Below are 14,639 nucleotides of genomic sequence, written 5' to 3' on the forward strand. Positions count from 1 at the left end.
GGCCTTTTTCTTTTTTTATCTTCTCACTTGATAGGCGAAATGATAAAGGCTATTATCAGTGGATACCAGTCTTGAATCTCCTGAATAAACTCTGAATGGGATGATGTCATAGTAATGGACGGAAACAGATGTGTAATATGTGTAGTACCCAGCAGCTGGCCCCAAATACATTGGAACTTCAAACGCTCCGTTTCCATCGGTTGTTCCTGATGCTGTTTGTGTTGTATTTCCGACTTTCGTATCTGCTTCAAATCGTACTGGAGCGTTCGGCACCGGCTGCCCGTTTTGGTCGAGTAATTTGCCGCTTATTGTAATATTGTACTTGACTCGCCAAAATTGACCTTGGCCGTAATTGATTTTACCGTAAACCCCTCCATCTGTGCTGATATTTGTGATCGAAGCCTTATAAGGCGCCTCAGCAGCGTCTGCTTGATGTACCGGGACAAGGATTGTAAACACGGCTGCCAAGCACAACATAAACAAAAAACTGATTTTTTTCATAAAAAATCCTCCTTTAAAATAGGGATCATATACAATATCGGAATAAGTTGGATTATATTTAGCTTATTTTGGAAAAAGGTAATCACTGCTTTGACAAGATAAAAACTTGACAGTCTCAATAAAACCGTGTAAACTAAGTTATCGTAAAGGGATTTGACTTAACAAAGGGGAGAGCTCAAATGTCACTCGAAAAGACAACGAGAATGAACTATCTGTTTGATTTTTATCAGTCGTTGTTGACTTCAAAACAGAAGAGCTATATGTCGCTTTATTATTTGGACGATTTCTCCCTAGGCGAAATAGCCGAAGAATATGAGGTTTCAAGACAAGCTGTTTATGATAACATCAAACGAACAGAAGCGATGCTTGAACAATATGAAGAAAAGCTGCTCCTTTTGAAAAAGTTTCAGGAGCGTAAAGAGATGTTTAATAAGCTGAAGGAGCTTGCTTCCGGTTCAAAAGAAGAGGAAGAAATTACAGCTCTGATTGAAGCGCTTGAGAAATTAGATTAGGAGGCGGCAAACTATGGCATTTGAAGGATTAGCCGACCGACTGCAGCAGACGATTTCTAAAATCCGCGGAAAAGGGAAAGTCAGCGAACAAGATGTAAAAGATATGATGCGTGAGGTTCGTCTTGCGTTGCTTGAGGCTGACGTTAACTTTAAAGTAGTCAAGGATTTTGTCAAAAAAGTAAGTGAACGCGCTGTAGGCCAAGACGTCATGAAAAGTCTGACGCCCGGCCAGCAGGTCATTAAAGTTGTTAAAGAGGAACTGACTGAGCTGATGGGCGGCGAAGAGAGCAAAATCGCCGTCGCAAAAAGGCCGCCGACTGTTATTATGATGGTCGGTCTCCAAGGTGCCGGTAAAACGACAACAAGCGGTAAGCTTGCGAATCTGCTGCGCAAAAAGCATAATCGCAAACCGATGCTGGTTGCTGCCGATATTTACCGCCCAGCCGCAATTAAACAGCTGGAAACGCTCGGCAAACAGCTTGACATGCCTGTTTTCTCTCTTGGTGATCAGGTCAGCCCTGTAGAAATAGCTAAACAGGCTATTGAAAAAGCCAAGGAAGAACATTATGACTATGTCATTTTGGATACGGCGGGCCGCTTGCATATTGACCATGAACTGATGGATGAACTGACCAACGTGAAAGAAATCGCCAATCCGGAAGAAATCTTCCTGGTCGTCGATTCAATGACCGGTCAGGACGCTGTAAATGTTGCCAAAAGCTTTAATGAACAGCTCGGTTTAACCGGTGTTGTGTTAACTAAGCTTGATGGAGACACACGCGGTGGTGCAGCGCTTTCTATTCGCGCAGTCACAAACACGCCGATTAAGTTCGCTGGTTTAGGCGAAAAGCTTGACGCATTAGAACCGTTCCATCCTGAACGCATGGCATCAAGGATTCTCGGCATGGGCGACGTGCTGACATTGATTGAAAAAGCACAGGCCAGCGTTGATGAAGACAAAGCCAAAGAGCTGGAACAAAAAATGAGAACAATGAGCTTCACATTGGACGATTTTCTGGAGCAGCTCGGGCAGGTCAGAAACATGGGGCCGCTTGATGAGCTTCTGCAAATGATGCCGGGTGCAGGTAAAATGAAAGGCCTGAAAAACATCCAAGTTGATGAAAAGCAGCTGAATCATGTGGAAGCAATCATCAAATCAATGACTGTTCTTGAAAAAGAACAGCCGGATATCATCAATGCCAGCCGGCGGAAGCGGATTGCGAAAGGAAGCGGGACATCCGTGCAGGAAGTCAACCGTCTGCTTAAGCAGTTTGACGAAATGAAAAAAATGATGAAGCAGATGACAAACATGTCAAAAGGTAAGAAAAAAGGGTTTAAGCTACCTTTTATGTAATCGGTTATACATGATAAAACCGTTGTTAAGAAAAAACACTTTACAAACACTTTTATCATTGTTAATATACTATCTTGTTGAAATATTTTCGGAGGTGCTAGTAAAATGGCAGTAAAAATTCGTTTAAAACGTATGGGAGCAAAAAAATCTCCTTTCTATCGTATTGTTGTAGCAGATTCTCGTTCACCACGTGACGGCCGTTTCATCGAAACAGTCGGAACTTACAACCCGGTTGCAAAACCAGCGGAAGTAAAAATCGACGAAGAGCTTGCTCTTAAATGGCTTCAAACTGGAGCGAAACCATCTGATACAGTTCGCAACTTGTTCTCTAGCCAAGGAATCATGGAAAAATTCCACAACGCTAAACAAGGCAAGTAATGACTGATCAACACTTGGAAGATTTGATTGTCCGAATTGTGACGCCGCTTGTTGATCATCCAGATGACATTCGCGTCATAAGAGAAGAAACCGATCAAAAGATTGCGCTGCGCTTATCTGTCCATAAGTCAGATACCGGTAAAGTTATCGGAAAGCAAGGCCGGACTGCAAAAGCGATTCGAACAGCTGTATTTGCAGCTGGCGCACAGTCTTCTAAGAAAGTTCAATTTGAGATATTTGACTAAAAGGGAGAGGGCCGGCACCTCCCCTTTTTTTACACGCAAAAAAAGGGTAAACTGATAGAAGCTTAGGCAAAATAGAAAAGCCCTGAGCCAAAAAAGTTTTAAAAGCGGGGAGCTTGGTGCGATGCAAATTATTCACCGTGTAGCCGTTATGCAAGTCTTAACCGAGCGCAGCAAAGAAAAGCTTTTAGCTTCTTTTGCCGAAAAGAAACAAATGCTTGAACGAGAATGCAGCCAGCTCTATTTTCAGCTTAGAAAACATGAGAAAGAACAGCAAAACCCAGATATGATTGAACAATTTAAAAAGGCAATAGAAAAGCGAAAAGATAACATAAAAATAATCGATTTTCAAATTGCTCAAGTACATACATTGCCGCTTGGCAGTGAGATGAAAGAAAAGGAAGTCGATGCGCTGCTGACGATTGAAGCCGGGGATGACTGGCATGAGAAAACAGCAGCAAACACCATCGTCATAAAAGACGGAAAAGTAATTGAAATTCGCCAGAGGTGATCATATGACAAAGCGATGGTTTAATGTAGGTAAAATCGTAAATACCCACGGAATTAAAGGCGAAGTGCGGGTGATTTCGAAAACAGATTTTGCCGAAGAACGGTATAAGCCGGGCAACACGCTGTATTTGTTTATGGACGGACGTAACGAGCCAGTGGAAGTAACAGTAAACACGCACAGACTGCATAAGCAATTTCATCTGCTGCAGTTTAAAGAAAGACAAGGCCTGAATGAAGTAGAGGAACTGAAAAACGCAATCATTAAAGTGCCTGAAGAAGATTTAGGAGAGCTGAATGAGGGAGAATTTTATTTCCACGAAATCATTGGGTGCGAAGTATTTACCGAAGGCGGCGAACTCATTGGAAAGATTAAGGAAATTTTGACGCCTGGAGCTAATGACGTTTGGGTTATCGGGCGAAAAGGGAAAAAAGACGCGCTGATTCCTTACATTGAATCAGTGGTCAAACATATCGATGTCAGCGAAAAGAAAATTGAGATTGAACTCATGGAAGGATTAATAGACGAATGAAAATCGACTTTTTGACGCTGTTTCCCGAAATGTTCGAAGGTGTGCTCGGTTCATCGATTCTTCAAAAAGCCCAGGACAAAGATGCGGTACAGTTTCAGGTCGTAAATTTCCGGGAGTATTCTGATAACAAGCACAATACTGTTGATGATTATCCTTATGGCGGCGGCGCAGGCATGGTTCTCAAGCCTCAGCCTGTTTTTGACGCGGTCGAGGACCTGACATCAAAGGCAGCTGCTGCTCCGCGTATTATCCTCGTCTGTCCGCAAGGTGAGCGTTTTACCCAAAAAAAAGCAGAACAATTAGCGAAGGAAGAGCATTTGCTGTTTATTTGCGGCCACTATGAAGGTTATGATGAACGCATTCGTGAGCATCTGGTGACAGATGAAATATCCATTGGCGATTTTGTTCTGACGGGCGGTGAGCTTCCTGCAATGATGATTGCAGACAGTGTGGTCAGACTGCTTCCGGGTGTGCTGGGCAAAGAAGCTTCCCATATTGAGGATTCATTCAGCACCGGCCTTTTAGAACACCCGCATTATACAAGACCGGCAGATTACAAAGGTTTAAAAGTGCCTGAAACACTCCTGTCAGGAAACCATGCAAAAATCAAAGAATGGCGGAATAAAGAATCGATTAGAAGGACCTATGTAAGACGTCCGGATCTTTTGAAAGACTACCCGCTTACAGAGCAGCAAAGAAAATGGATTTCTGAATGGGAAAAAGAATAGATTTTATTGCATAGGCTATGAAATTGTGATAAGATACTACTTGTGGCTTAAGCGGGCTTATCCGCTGCAAGCTTGAAAACGATGTTCCGCTGTGCCGGGTTTTGTGGCCAAGAGCATCTGTTGGAAGGAGTTGAAAACGATGCAAAAACTAATTGAAGATATCACAAAAGAACAGCTTCGTACTGATCTTCCTGCGTTCCGTCCTGGTGACACTTTACGTGTACACGTTAAAGTTGTTGAGGGTAACCGTGAGCGTATCCAGATCTTTGAAGGTGTTGTGATTAAGCGTCGTGGTGGTGGAATCAGCGAAACGTTCACAGTTCGTAAGATTTCTTACGGTGTTGGCGTTGAACGTACTTTCCCTGTACACACACCAAAAATCGCGAAAATCGAAGTTGTACGTTACGGTAAAGTACGCCGTGCTAAGCTTTACTACCTGCGTGAACTTCGCGGAAAAGCGGCTCGTATTAAAGAGATCAGACGATAATAATAACGAACGAAAAGAGCTTGTTACCTGTAACAAGCTCTTTTTTTATACAGAATTTGAAAATGCCGGACAGGCATCGTAAAATACATAAAGGACAACAAAGAATCATACATACTGAAGAGATAAAGGCGGTGTTCGTGTCACATGACAATTCAATGGTTCCCGGGCCATATGGCAAAGGCAAGAAGGGAAGTAACCGAAAAATTAAAATTAATCGATATAGTATATGAATTGGTAGATGCCAGAATTCCAATGTCGTCAAGAAACCCAATGATTGAAGATATTCTAAAAAATAAGCCGCGAATTATGCTGTTAAACAAGGCGGACAAAGCAGATGCGGCAGTTACACAGCAGTGGAAAGAGCACTTTGAGAACCAGGGGATCCGCTCCTTGTCCATTAATTCTGTGAACGGACAAGGCTTAAATCAAATTGTGCCGGCATCAAAAGAGATCCTTCAAGAAAAATTTGACCGGATGAGGGCAAAAGGTGTGAAGCCGAGAGCAATTCGCGCTTTGATTATCGGCATTCCAAACGTCGGAAAATCAACGCTTATCAACCGGCTGGCAAAGAAAAATATAGCAAAAACAGGAGACAGACCTGGTATTACGACATCTCAGCAGTGGGTCAAAGTCGGGAAAGAATTAGAACTATTAGATACACCGGGGATTTTATGGCCTAAATTTGAGGATGAGCTTGTCGGCTTGAGGCTGGCCGTCACCGGGGCTATTAAAGACTCGATTATCAATCTGCAGGACGTGGCTGTGTTTGGTCTTCGTTTTCTCGAAGAACACTATCCTGAACGGCTGAAAGAGCGTTACGGCCTTGATGAGATCCCAGAGGACATTGCAGAGCTGTTTGATGCAATAGGTGAAAAGCGCGGCTGTCTCATGAGCGGAGGGCTCATTAACTACGATAAGACGACTGAAGTCATTATTCGCGATATCCGCACTGAAAAGTTCGGCAGGCTGTCATTTGAACAGCCGACTATGTAAAGGCGCGCAGAAATGCGGGTCTTTATTTTTTCGTGACCGAACCGATACATAAAGTAAGGGAGAAGAGAAAGTGAATACATTAACCGTAAAGGACATTAAAGACCGTTTGCAGGAAGTGAAAGATGAACAAGACCCATTTCTTGCCCAATGCGAAAAAGACCCGAGAAAAAGCGTTCAAACGCTTGTAGAGCAATGGCTTAAAAAGCAGGCGAAAGAAAAAGCGCTGAAAGAACAATGGGAGAATATGACTTCCTATGAAAGACTGGCAAGAAACAAAGGATTTCGTTTGATTGCAGGTGTCGACGAGGTCGGCCGGGGGCCATTGGCAGGACCCGTTGTCGCCAGCGCAGTCATCCTTCCAGAGGAATGTGAAATACTTGGGCTGACAGACTCCAAAAAGCTCTCAGAGAAAAAGCGTGACGAATATTACGAGCTTATTATGAAAGAAGCACTGGCGGTCGGAACAGGAATTGTAGAAGCCTCTGTCATTGATGAAATCAATATATATGAAGCTTCAAAGATGGCAATGGTGAAAGCGATACACGATTTGTCAGATACACCTGATTATTTGCTTGTTGACGCAATGACGCTACCGGTCGGCATAGACCAGTCGTCAATTATAAAAGGGCGATGCTAAAAGCGTGTCTATTGCGGCAGGTGCGTGTATCGCGAAAGTGACGAGAGACCGGATGATGAGCGCTTATGCCGAAACATACCCCATGTACGGCTTTGAAAAAAATAAAGGCTATGGGACAAAAGAGCATCTCGAAGCTCTCGCCGCATACGGCCCAACTGAATTGCACCGTAAAACTTTCGCTCCTGTTCAATCTTTCAGATAAACCAATGGACAAGGAGGCACCTCTTTTACATGAATATACGAAATGATGTGCAAAAGGCGCTACAGCACCTTTTTGGAAATACAGCAGTCCCGCAGGAAACATCAAATGTCAGCGAAGCGCTAAACGGGGAGAAGCGTCTCCTTTTAGGAAAAGTGCTTCGTTTATTAGGAGATCAGCATGCGCTGATTCAAGTCGGCAATCAAACTGTCCAGGGAAAACTTGAAGCTCAGCTTCGTCCTCAGGCGTACTATTGGTTTTCCTACGAAAAAACAACAGCAGAACAAGGCCGTCTTCAGGTCGTTCAAAGCTTTGACCAAAATCCCAAATCCATTCAGGATGCAGCTGGCAAGCTTTTAAATGCCATTTCAGTAAAACCTTCAAACGCCGCTCTGATGATGACAGGAGCGATGCTGAAGAGCAAAACACCCGTAACAGAAAATGATATCAAAACAGCTGTCCGCTGGATGGAGACACTGCCTGCGCCAGATACAAAAAAAGCGATTGAAACCGTTCTGTTCGCTTTAAAGCGTGAGCTTCCCATTCACCCCGAAGTTTTGAGCGGTGTTAACGCTGTGAAATCGCCTGTTCCGCTGCATCAGCACGTATCCCGGCTGCTTCGGGCAATCAACCAAAACCCTCAGCAGAGCCAAATGACGGCAAAGCTAAAAGCAGCAGTTGCGGCACTTTTTAATAGTGAAATTGATGTCCATGCAGAACGTCTGATTGATAAGCTTATCTCTCTAACGGATAAGACCAAAGCACCTTCTTCAGGCCATACAGCTGGAAACATGGAGCTTAGCGCACGATCTGGTTCCCCCGGAAAGGCCGGCTTATCGCCCGTAAATGACACAGCGGAACAGAGAAGCATACAAGGAGAGCTTGTCAAAACAGCAGCAGACATTCCCATCAAAGAAGTCCGCCAGCTGCTGACAAAGCTGACGGAATCTGCTGAAAAAAACAGTCTTCACATTGTGAAAGAAGCAGCAAATTGGATTAAAGCGGCTGCTTCATCGGGTGATAGTAACTCACCTGCACCTTCAGCTGTTTTTCAGGCGTCACAAGTCACAGATCGGGAAGCCGAAGTCTTTTTAAAGGCTGTTCAGCAGACAGCACCTAATTTGGCGGATAAGGCAGATGTTCTTTCTTTCTTATCCAAAGTGAAAACGGCAATCGGCGCAAGGGACGAGCTTGCATTCATTAAAGCGTTAGAACAAGGAAGCGCAGTCACACCTGACGAAATACAATCCATCAAGCTGGCTCTTCATGCCGCAAGATCGTCGCATGAGGTAGCTGAACCTGTCAAACAGGAAGCCGATCAGCTTTTTCATAAATTAAACGGGCAGCTTTTCATGCAGCAGGACCATCCGTCATACAGCCAAATTGTAATGTCATTTCCGCTGTTTTCGAAGTCAGGGGTTCAGGACATGACTGTTCTGTTTAAAGGAAAGAAGGAAGCGGATGGAAAGCTTGATCCTTCTCATTGCCGCCTTTTGTTTTTGCTGCAGCTGGATACGTTAAAAGAAACTGTCGTTGATTGTTTGATACAGCAAAAAGTCATGACCATTACAATTGAGACTGATTTCGAGCTTCAGGCTGCCATCGATCCGATGGTGCCCGCACTTAAACAGGGTCTGAAGGAAATGGGATACAGCCTTTCAGGGGTAAACGCTAAAAAAAGGATTCACTCCGAAGAGAAGGCTACAATCGATCAATATGTAACAAGCATCAGTGACCAGGAAGTGGACGTGAAAGTATGAAAGAGCAGACGCCGATCAGAAAAGCTGTGGCTCTCCATTATAACGAACAAAAAGACAAGGCGCCGAAAGTGATTGCGACAGGAAAGGGCCATGTAGCCGACAACATTATCAAAGAAGCGAAAAAGGCAGGGGTCCCGATTCAAGAAGATCGGACCCTTGTCGAATTAATGCGCCATTTGACTGTAGATGATCAAATCCCGGAAGCTCTTTATGAAACAGTAGCCGAGATTTTTTCGTTCATTTACAGATTGGACGAAAGTGTAAAAAATAAAAAATAGCTAAAATATTCCCCATCCTCCGTTTGAAATTTATGTTTTTAATAAAATAAAAGTTTGAATGTTTAGAAGGATTTAAAGATTTTGCATCGAACTCTAGACAATTCTTCCAGTATTATTATAGAATGAAAGCGCAGTCTATTTTAGTTTTGTTACATAAGTTAGGAGGATGGGAAATGAATATCCATGAGTACCAGGGAAAAGAAGTCCTCAGAAAATATGGGGTATCTGTTCCTGAAGGTAAAGTGGCTTTTACAGCAGAAGAAGCAGTTGAGAAAGCAAAGAACTTATCCAGCTCGGTTTATGTCGTAAAGGCTCAAATTCATGCTGGCGGTCGAGGCAAAGCTGGTGGGGTAAAAATAGCAAAATCGTTAGACGAAGTGAAAGCGTATGCCGACGAACTCTTAGGGAAGACCCTAGTTACACATCAGACGGGTCCGGACGGCCAAGTAATAAAACGCTTACTTATTGAAGAAGGCTGCGATATTAAAAAAGAATACTACGTGGGGCTTGTGCTTGACCGCGCCACTTCTAGAATCGTTCTTATGGCTTCTGAAGAAGGCGGAACGGAAATTGAAGAAGTAGCGGAGAAAACACCGGAAAAAATCAAGAAAGCTGTCATTGATCCGGCTGTCGGCCTCCAAGGCTATCAAGCTAGAGAAATCGCATTCGCTATTAATATTCCAAAAGAGCTTGTGGGAAAAGCTGCTAAATTTATGCTTGGACTATACAAAGCATTTGTTGAGAAAGACTGCTCAATCGCCGAAATCAATCCGCTCGTTGTTACTGGCGACGGAAATGTGATGGCGCTTGATGCGAAATTGAATTTCGACAGCAACGCGTTGTACAGACAAAAGGACATTATGGAATACAGAGATTTGGATGAAGAAGATCCGAAAGAAATCGAAGCGTCCAAATATGACTTAAGCTACATTTCTCTTGATGGAAATATCGGCTGTATGGTAAACGGCGCGGGACTTGCAATGTCCACAATGGATATTATCAAGCATTATGGAGGAGAACCCGCCAACTTCCTTGATGTGGGCGGCGGTGCAACCGCAGAAAAAGTCACGGAAGCATTTAAAATCATTCTTTCTGATCAAAACGTTAAAGGGATTTTTGTCAACATTTTCGGCGGCATTATGAAATGTGATGTCATCGCAGAAGGGGTTGTTGAAGCGACAAGACAAGTCGGTTTGACATTGCCGCTTGTCGTCCGTCTTGAAGGCACAAACGTGGATCTAGGGAAGAAAATCCTTAGTGAATCAGGATTAAATATTACATCTGCGGAATCAATGGCTGACGGCGCGCAGAAAATCGTATCCTTAGTTTAGGAAAGAATGAAAGGCAGGGGACCAGATAATGAGTGTTTTTATTAATAAAGATACAAGAGTTATTGTGCAAGGGATTACAGGTTCTACCGCTTTATTTCATACGAAGCAGATGCTCGAATACGGCACAAATATCGTAGGCGGTGTAACACCTGGAAAAGGCGGAACTGAAGCGGAAGGTGTTCCTGTATTTAATACAGTGGCTGAAGCAGTTCAAACGACTGGCGCTAACGCGTCTGTTATATATGTGCCGGCACCGTTTGCAGCTGATGCCATTATGGAAGCGGTAGATGCGGAGCTTGATCTCGTGATTTGTATCACGGAGCATATTCCGGTTTTGGATATGGTAAAGGTCAAACGCTTCATGGAAGGCAAGAAAACGAGACTGATAGGGCCAAACTGCCCTGGTGTCATCACGCCTGAAGAATGTAAAATCGGCATTATGCCTGGATATATCCATAAAAAGGGTCATGTAGGCGTTGTATCGCGTTCAGGAACATTAACATACGAAGCGGTGCACCAGCTGTCAGAAGCGGGTGTAGGACAATCTACAGCTGTTGGAATCGGCGGCGATCCTGTAAATGGAACAAACTTTATTGATGTTTTAAAAGCGTTTAACGAAGATCCTGACACACACGCTGTCATCATGATTGGCGAAATCGGCGGTACTGCCGAAGAGGAAGCGGCAGAGTGGGTAAAAGCCAACATGACAAAACCGGTAGTCGGTTTTATCGGCGGGAAAACAGCACCTCCAGGGAAGCGCATGGGGCATGCAGGCGCCATTATTTCCGGTGGAAAAGGGACAGCTGATGAAAAAATCAAAACGCTTAATGCATGCGGAATCGAAGTTGCAGAGACACCTTCTGTAATGGGTGAAACCTTAATTAAGGTGCTGAAAGAGAAGAACTTGTTCGAAACTTGCAAAACGCATTAATAAAGAAGGGACAGCCGTCAAGGCTGTTCCTGCTTTTTCTGTCAAAAGGAGGTCAATATATTGGATCAGGCCGCTGCCTGTTTAATGATTTGCAGAATCAATCAATTATTATCCCCATCCCTTCTATTAAAATGGTGGAAAGCTGATCCGTCTATGTCGCTGACGTCACCCGTGTTAGAAACTGTTACTCGAGGTAAAATAAAGGCAGCTGCATTAAAAAATAAAATAGAAGAACAATATCCAAAGCTTCAGCGTGTACTTGCTGCTTACCATGAGCAAGGAATTAACCCCATCCCGATTTCTTCAAAGCAATATCCTTTCTGGCTGAAAACCATTTATGATCCCCCCGCTGTCCTGTTTGCAAAGGGTGATATGACCCTTCTTTCTAAAGGGAGGAAAATTGGAATTGTAGGGACAAGAAATCCAACAGCTTATGGGATACAAATTGTCAATCATCTTACAAAAGAGCTCTGCCGTAAAAATTGGGTGATTGTCAGCGGACTGGCGTCTGGGATAGACGGAATGTCCCATGCTGCAAGTATTAAGGCGAAGGGGCGGACAATCGGCGTCATTGCAGGCGGATTTCAACACATATATCCCCGGGAAAACCTTCAGTTAGCAGATCATATGGCTAAACACCATATCCTTCTGTCAGAGCACCCACCTGAAACCAAACCCCAAAAATGGCATTTCCCTATGAGAAACCGTATTATCAGCGGATTAAGTGAAGGCGTTATTGTCGTGCAGGGCAAAGAAAAAAGTGGTTCGCTGATTACTGCATATCAAGCACTGGAACAAGGAAGAGAAGTATTTGCCGTACCCGGCTCATTATTTGATCCTTACGCCGGAGGTCCTATAAAACTGATCCAGCAGGGGGCTAAAGCTATATGGTCAGCAGAGGATATTTTCGAGGAGCTTCCTGAGAGAAACGTTCAATATACGGAACCCTTTTGAATTATCGTTTGACAAACGGTATTGTAATATTTAATAATAGTGAGGATTTAAAGTTGCATATTGTTTTCTATTTAAATAATGACGTTCATCATAAAGAATGAAATGTTGAAAGCCAAATAAAGACAGCTGCAAAAACAAAATTGAAATACTTGAAAAGAGAGAGAACACCTCTTGAGGGGGATGAAAATGTCTGATTATCTAGTCATCGTGGAATCGCCCGCTAAGGCGAAAACGATTGAACGTTACTTAGGTAAAAAATATAAAGTAAAAGCATCAATGGGACATGTCCGGGATCTTCCAAAAAGTCAAATGGGAGTTGACATAGAACAGAATTTTGAACCGAAATATATTACCATTCGAGGTAAAGGGCCGGTATTAAAAGAGCTGAAAACGGCTGCGAAAAAAGCCAAAAAAGTGTATCTCGCAGCCGACCCCGACAGAGAAGGGGAAGCGATTGCATGGCACTTGGCACACAGCCTTGATTTAGATCTTAATTCAGACTGCCGTGTGGTGTTTAATGAAATTACAAAAGACGCCATTAAGGAATCGTTTAAGCATCCTCGCATGATCAATATGGATTTAGTGGATGCACAGCAGGCGAGACGTATTTTAGACCGGCTTGTCGGATATAAAATCAGTCCTATCCTATGGAAAAAAGTCAAGAAAGGGCTTAGCGCAGGCCGCGTTCAATCCGTTGCCCTCCGTTTAATTATTGATCGCGAAAAAGAAATTAACGACTTTAAGCCGGAGGAATATTGGACAATTGACGGTACGTTTTTGAAAGGACAGGAAACGTTCGAAGCGAGCTTTTTCGGAAAAAACGGCAAAAAACTTCCTTTAAAAAGTGAAGCCGATGTAAAAGACATTCTTTCTCAGCTCAAAGGCAATAAATATACAGTTGAAAAAGTAACGAAAAAGGAACGCAAACGTAATCCAGCTTTGCCTTTTACCACTTCCACCCTGCAACAGGAAGCGGCTCGCAAGCTCAATTTCAGAGCGAAGAAAACGATGATGATTGCACAGCAATTATATGAAGGAATTGATCTTGGAAGAGAAGGAACAGTCGGTCTGATCACGTATATGAGAACGGATTCAACCCGTATTTCAAATACGGCGGTGGATGAAGCTGCTGCATTTATTGATCAGGCATACGGCAAAGAGTTCTTAGGCGGCAAACGAAAGCCTGCGAAAAAGAATGAAAATGCTCAGGACGCTCACGAAGCAATTCGCCCGACATCAGTTCTCAGAAAACCAAGTGAATTAAAAGCAGTACTTGGCAGAGATCAAATGAGATTGTATAAATTAATTTGGGAGCGCTTTGTTGCCAGCCAAATGGCCCCTGCTGTTCTCGATACAATGAGTGTCGACCTGACAAACAATGGTTTGACATTTCGTGCAAATGGAAGTAAAGTCAAGTTTTCCGGGTTTATGAAGGTGTATGTTGAAGGAAAAGACGATCAAATGGAAGAAAAAGACCGGATGCTGCCTGACCTACAAGAAGGCGACACGGTATTATCAAAAGATATAGAACCGGAGCAGCATTTTACCCAGCCGCCTCCGCGTTATACTGAGGCACGGCTCGTGAAAACTCTTGAAGAACTCGGTATCGGCCGTCCTTCCACATATGCTCCGACGCTTGATACCATTCAGCGACGCGGCTACGTAGGACTGGATAATAAACGGTTTGTTCCCACAGAATTAGGGCAGATCGTGCTTGAGCTGATCATGGAATTTTTCCCCGAAATCATTAACGTTGAGTTTACGGCAAAAATGGAAAAAGACCTAGATAATGTTGAGGAAGGCAATATAGAATGGGTACAGATTATTGATAACTTCTATACCGATTTTGAAAAGCGCGTGAAAAAAGCCGAATCAGAAATGAAGGAAGTTGAAATTGAACCAGAATATGCCGGAGAAGATTGTGAATTGTGCAGTTCTCCAATGGTATATAAAATGGGCCGATACGGTAAATTCTTAGCTTGCTCCAACTTCCCGGACTGCCGGAACACAAAACCGATTGTGAAACAAATCGGTGTGAAGTGCCCGAGCTGCGGTGAAGGAAATATTGTTGAACGAAAATCGAAAAAGAAACGGGTTTTTTACGGCTGTGACCGTTATCCGGACTGTGAATTCGTTTCCTGGGACAAACCAATTGAACGAAAATGCCCGAAATGCGGAAAAATGCTCGTCGAGAAAAAACTCAAAAAAGGCATACAAGTCCAATGCGTGGAATGCGATTATAAGGAAGAACCACAGAAGTAGCGGTGAGCAGGGTCTTGCTCACCTTCTTTGTGTGTTAAAAGAAGGCCTTGAA

The 14,639-nt window shown here is 43.5% G+C and carries 16 protein-coding genes and 1 pseudogene; 16 read left to right on the forward strand and 1 reads right to left on the reverse strand.

Features of this window, described 5'->3' with window-relative positions; translation table 11 throughout:
- Positions 1–15: 15 nt before the first annotated feature.
- On the reverse strand, positions 16–501 hold the full coding sequence (locus GYO_RS30935; protein ID WP_014113770.1) for an Ig-like domain-containing protein: 486 nt from the start codon (positions 499–501) through the stop codon (positions 16–18).
- 179 nt (positions 502–680) lie between these two features.
- Between GYO_RS30935 and GYO_RS30940 the strand changes: the two genes are divergently transcribed.
- The 16 genes and pseudogenes from GYO_RS30940 (at position 681) to topA (ending at position 14,587) form a co-directional block, all read left to right on the forward strand.
- Positions 681–1,013, forward strand: a complete 333-nt coding sequence (locus GYO_RS30940; RefSeq protein WP_003238590.1) for a putative DNA-binding protein — start codon at positions 681–683, stop codon at positions 1,011–1,013.
- A gap of 13 nt (positions 1,014–1,026) precedes the next feature.
- Entirely contained in the window at positions 1,027–2,367 is a 1,341-nt protein-coding gene (ffh, locus tag GYO_RS30945) for a signal recognition particle protein (RefSeq protein ID WP_014113771.1), read from the forward strand.
- A gap of 105 nt (positions 2,368–2,472) precedes the next feature.
- Complete coding sequence (gene rpsP, locus GYO_RS30950) at positions 2,473–2,745, forward strand: 30S ribosomal protein S16 (protein ID WP_003220815.1); 273 nt, start codon at positions 2,473–2,475, stop codon at positions 2,743–2,745.
- Positions 2,745–2,990, forward strand: a complete 246-nt coding sequence (locus GYO_RS30955; protein WP_003220817.1) for a KH domain-containing protein — start codon at positions 2,745–2,747, stop codon at positions 2,988–2,990. The genes rpsP and GYO_RS30955 overlap by 1 nt, the downstream gene beginning before the upstream one ends.
- 121 nt (positions 2,991–3,111) lie before the next feature.
- Positions 3,112–3,498, forward strand: coding sequence for a YlqD family protein (locus GYO_RS30960; protein ID WP_014113772.1), 387 nt, complete (start codon positions 3,112–3,114; stop codon positions 3,496–3,498).
- Between the two features lie 4 nt (positions 3,499–3,502).
- Complete coding sequence (gene rimM / locus GYO_RS30965) at positions 3,503–4,027, forward strand: ribosome maturation factor RimM (RefSeq protein ID WP_014113773.1); 525 nt, start codon at positions 3,503–3,505, stop codon at positions 4,025–4,027.
- Positions 4,024–4,755: a tRNA (guanosine(37)-N1)-methyltransferase TrmD gene (trmD, locus tag GYO_RS30970; RefSeq protein WP_014113774.1), complete on the forward strand. Its 732-nt coding sequence runs from the start codon at positions 4,024–4,026 to the stop codon at positions 4,753–4,755. Before rimM ends, trmD begins: the two co-directional genes overlap by 4 nt.
- A gap of 139 nt (positions 4,756–4,894) precedes the next feature.
- The gene (gene rplS, locus GYO_RS30975; RefSeq protein ID WP_003220825.1) at positions 4,895–5,242 is read left to right on the forward strand and encodes a 50S ribosomal protein L19; all 348 of its coding nucleotides are present in this window, start codon (positions 4,895–4,897) and stop codon (positions 5,240–5,242) included.
- 144 nt (positions 5,243–5,386) lie between these two features.
- Positions 5,387–6,235: a ribosome biogenesis GTPase YlqF gene (gene ylqF / locus GYO_RS30980; protein ID WP_009967235.1), complete on the forward strand. Its 849-nt coding sequence runs from the start codon at positions 5,387–5,389 to the stop codon at positions 6,233–6,235.
- Positions 6,236–6,305: 70 nt separating this feature from the next.
- Positions 6,306–7,074, forward strand: a pseudogene (gene rnhB / locus GYO_RS30985) (ribonuclease HII).
- Positions 7,075–7,103: 29 nt separating this feature from the next.
- Positions 7,104–8,831, forward strand: coding sequence for a hypothetical protein (locus GYO_RS30990; RefSeq protein WP_041520949.1), 1,728 nt, complete (start codon positions 7,104–7,106; stop codon positions 8,829–8,831).
- A complete protein-coding gene (locus tag GYO_RS30995; protein WP_014113777.1) occupies positions 8,828–9,109 on the forward strand; it encodes a FlhB-like flagellar biosynthesis protein in 282 nt (93 codons plus the stop codon). Before GYO_RS30990 ends, GYO_RS30995 begins: the two co-directional genes overlap by 4 nt.
- 173 nt (positions 9,110–9,282) lie before the next feature.
- Positions 9,283–10,440, forward strand: coding sequence for an ADP-forming succinate--CoA ligase subunit beta (gene sucC, locus GYO_RS31000; RefSeq protein WP_014113778.1), 1,158 nt, complete (start codon positions 9,283–9,285; stop codon positions 10,438–10,440).
- 28 nt (positions 10,441–10,468) lie between these two features.
- A complete protein-coding gene (gene sucD / locus GYO_RS31005; RefSeq protein WP_003238566.1) occupies positions 10,469–11,371 on the forward strand; it encodes a succinate--CoA ligase subunit alpha in 903 nt (300 codons plus the stop codon).
- 60 nt (positions 11,372–11,431) lie between these two features.
- Positions 11,432–12,325, forward strand: a complete 894-nt coding sequence (gene dprA / locus GYO_RS31010) for a DNA-processing protein DprA (protein WP_041520950.1) — start codon at positions 11,432–11,434, stop codon at positions 12,323–12,325.
- 186 nt (positions 12,326–12,511) lie between these two features.
- Positions 12,512–14,587: a type I DNA topoisomerase gene (topA, locus tag GYO_RS31015; protein WP_014113782.1), complete on the forward strand. Its 2,076-nt coding sequence runs from the start codon at positions 12,512–12,514 to the stop codon at positions 14,585–14,587.
- The last annotated feature ends 52 nt before the right edge of the window (positions 14,588–14,639 follow it).

Origin of the sequence: Bacillus spizizenii TU-B-10, assembly GCF_000227465.1 — a bacterium.
GTDB classification, from domain to species: Bacteria; Bacillota; Bacilli; order Bacillales; family Bacillaceae; genus Bacillus; species Bacillus spizizenii.

Excerpts from the sequence above, each read along its gene's own strand:
- GYO_RS30955 (WP_003220817.1), top strand. The coding sequence starts at position 2,745 with ATGACTGATCAACACTTGGAAGATTTGATTGTCCGAATTGTGACGCCG.
- GYO_RS30940 (WP_003238590.1), top strand. The coding sequence starts at position 681 with ATGTCACTCGAAAAGACAACGAGAATGAACTATCTGTTTGATTTTTAT.
- GYO_RS30995 (WP_014113777.1), top strand. The coding sequence starts at position 8,828 with ATGAAAGAGCAGACGCCGATCAGAAAAGCTGTGGCTCTCCATTATAAC.
- GYO_RS30990 (WP_041520949.1), top strand. The coding sequence starts at position 7,104 with ATGAATATACGAAATGATGTGCAAAAGGCGCTACAGCACCTTTTTGGA.
- ylqF (WP_009967235.1), top strand. The coding sequence starts at position 5,387 with ATGACAATTCAATGGTTCCCGGGCCATATGGCAAAGGCAAGAAGGGAA.
- ffh (WP_014113771.1), top strand. The coding sequence starts at position 1,027 with ATGGCATTTGAAGGATTAGCCGACCGACTGCAGCAGACGATTTCTAAA.
- GYO_RS30935 (WP_014113770.1), bottom strand. The coding sequence starts at position 501 with ATGAAAAAAATCAGTTTTTTGTTTATGTTGTGCTTGGCAGCCGTGTTT.
- sucD (WP_003238566.1), top strand. The coding sequence starts at position 10,469 with ATGAGTGTTTTTATTAATAAAGATACAAGAGTTATTGTGCAAGGGATT.
- rplS (WP_003220825.1), top strand. The coding sequence starts at position 4,895 with ATGCAAAAACTAATTGAAGATATCACAAAAGAACAGCTTCGTACTGAT.
- sucC (WP_014113778.1), top strand. The coding sequence starts at position 9,283 with ATGAATATCCATGAGTACCAGGGAAAAGAAGTCCTCAGAAAATATGGG.
- rpsP (WP_003220815.1), top strand. The coding sequence starts at position 2,473 with ATGGCAGTAAAAATTCGTTTAAAACGTATGGGAGCAAAAAAATCTCCT.
- trmD (WP_014113774.1), top strand. The coding sequence starts at position 4,024 with ATGAAAATCGACTTTTTGACGCTGTTTCCCGAAATGTTCGAAGGTGTG.
- GYO_RS30960 (WP_014113772.1), top strand. The coding sequence starts at position 3,112 with ATGCAAATTATTCACCGTGTAGCCGTTATGCAAGTCTTAACCGAGCGC.
- topA (WP_014113782.1), top strand. The coding sequence starts at position 12,512 with ATGTCTGATTATCTAGTCATCGTGGAATCGCCCGCTAAGGCGAAAACG.
- rimM (WP_014113773.1), top strand. The coding sequence starts at position 3,503 with ATGACAAAGCGATGGTTTAATGTAGGTAAAATCGTAAATACCCACGGA.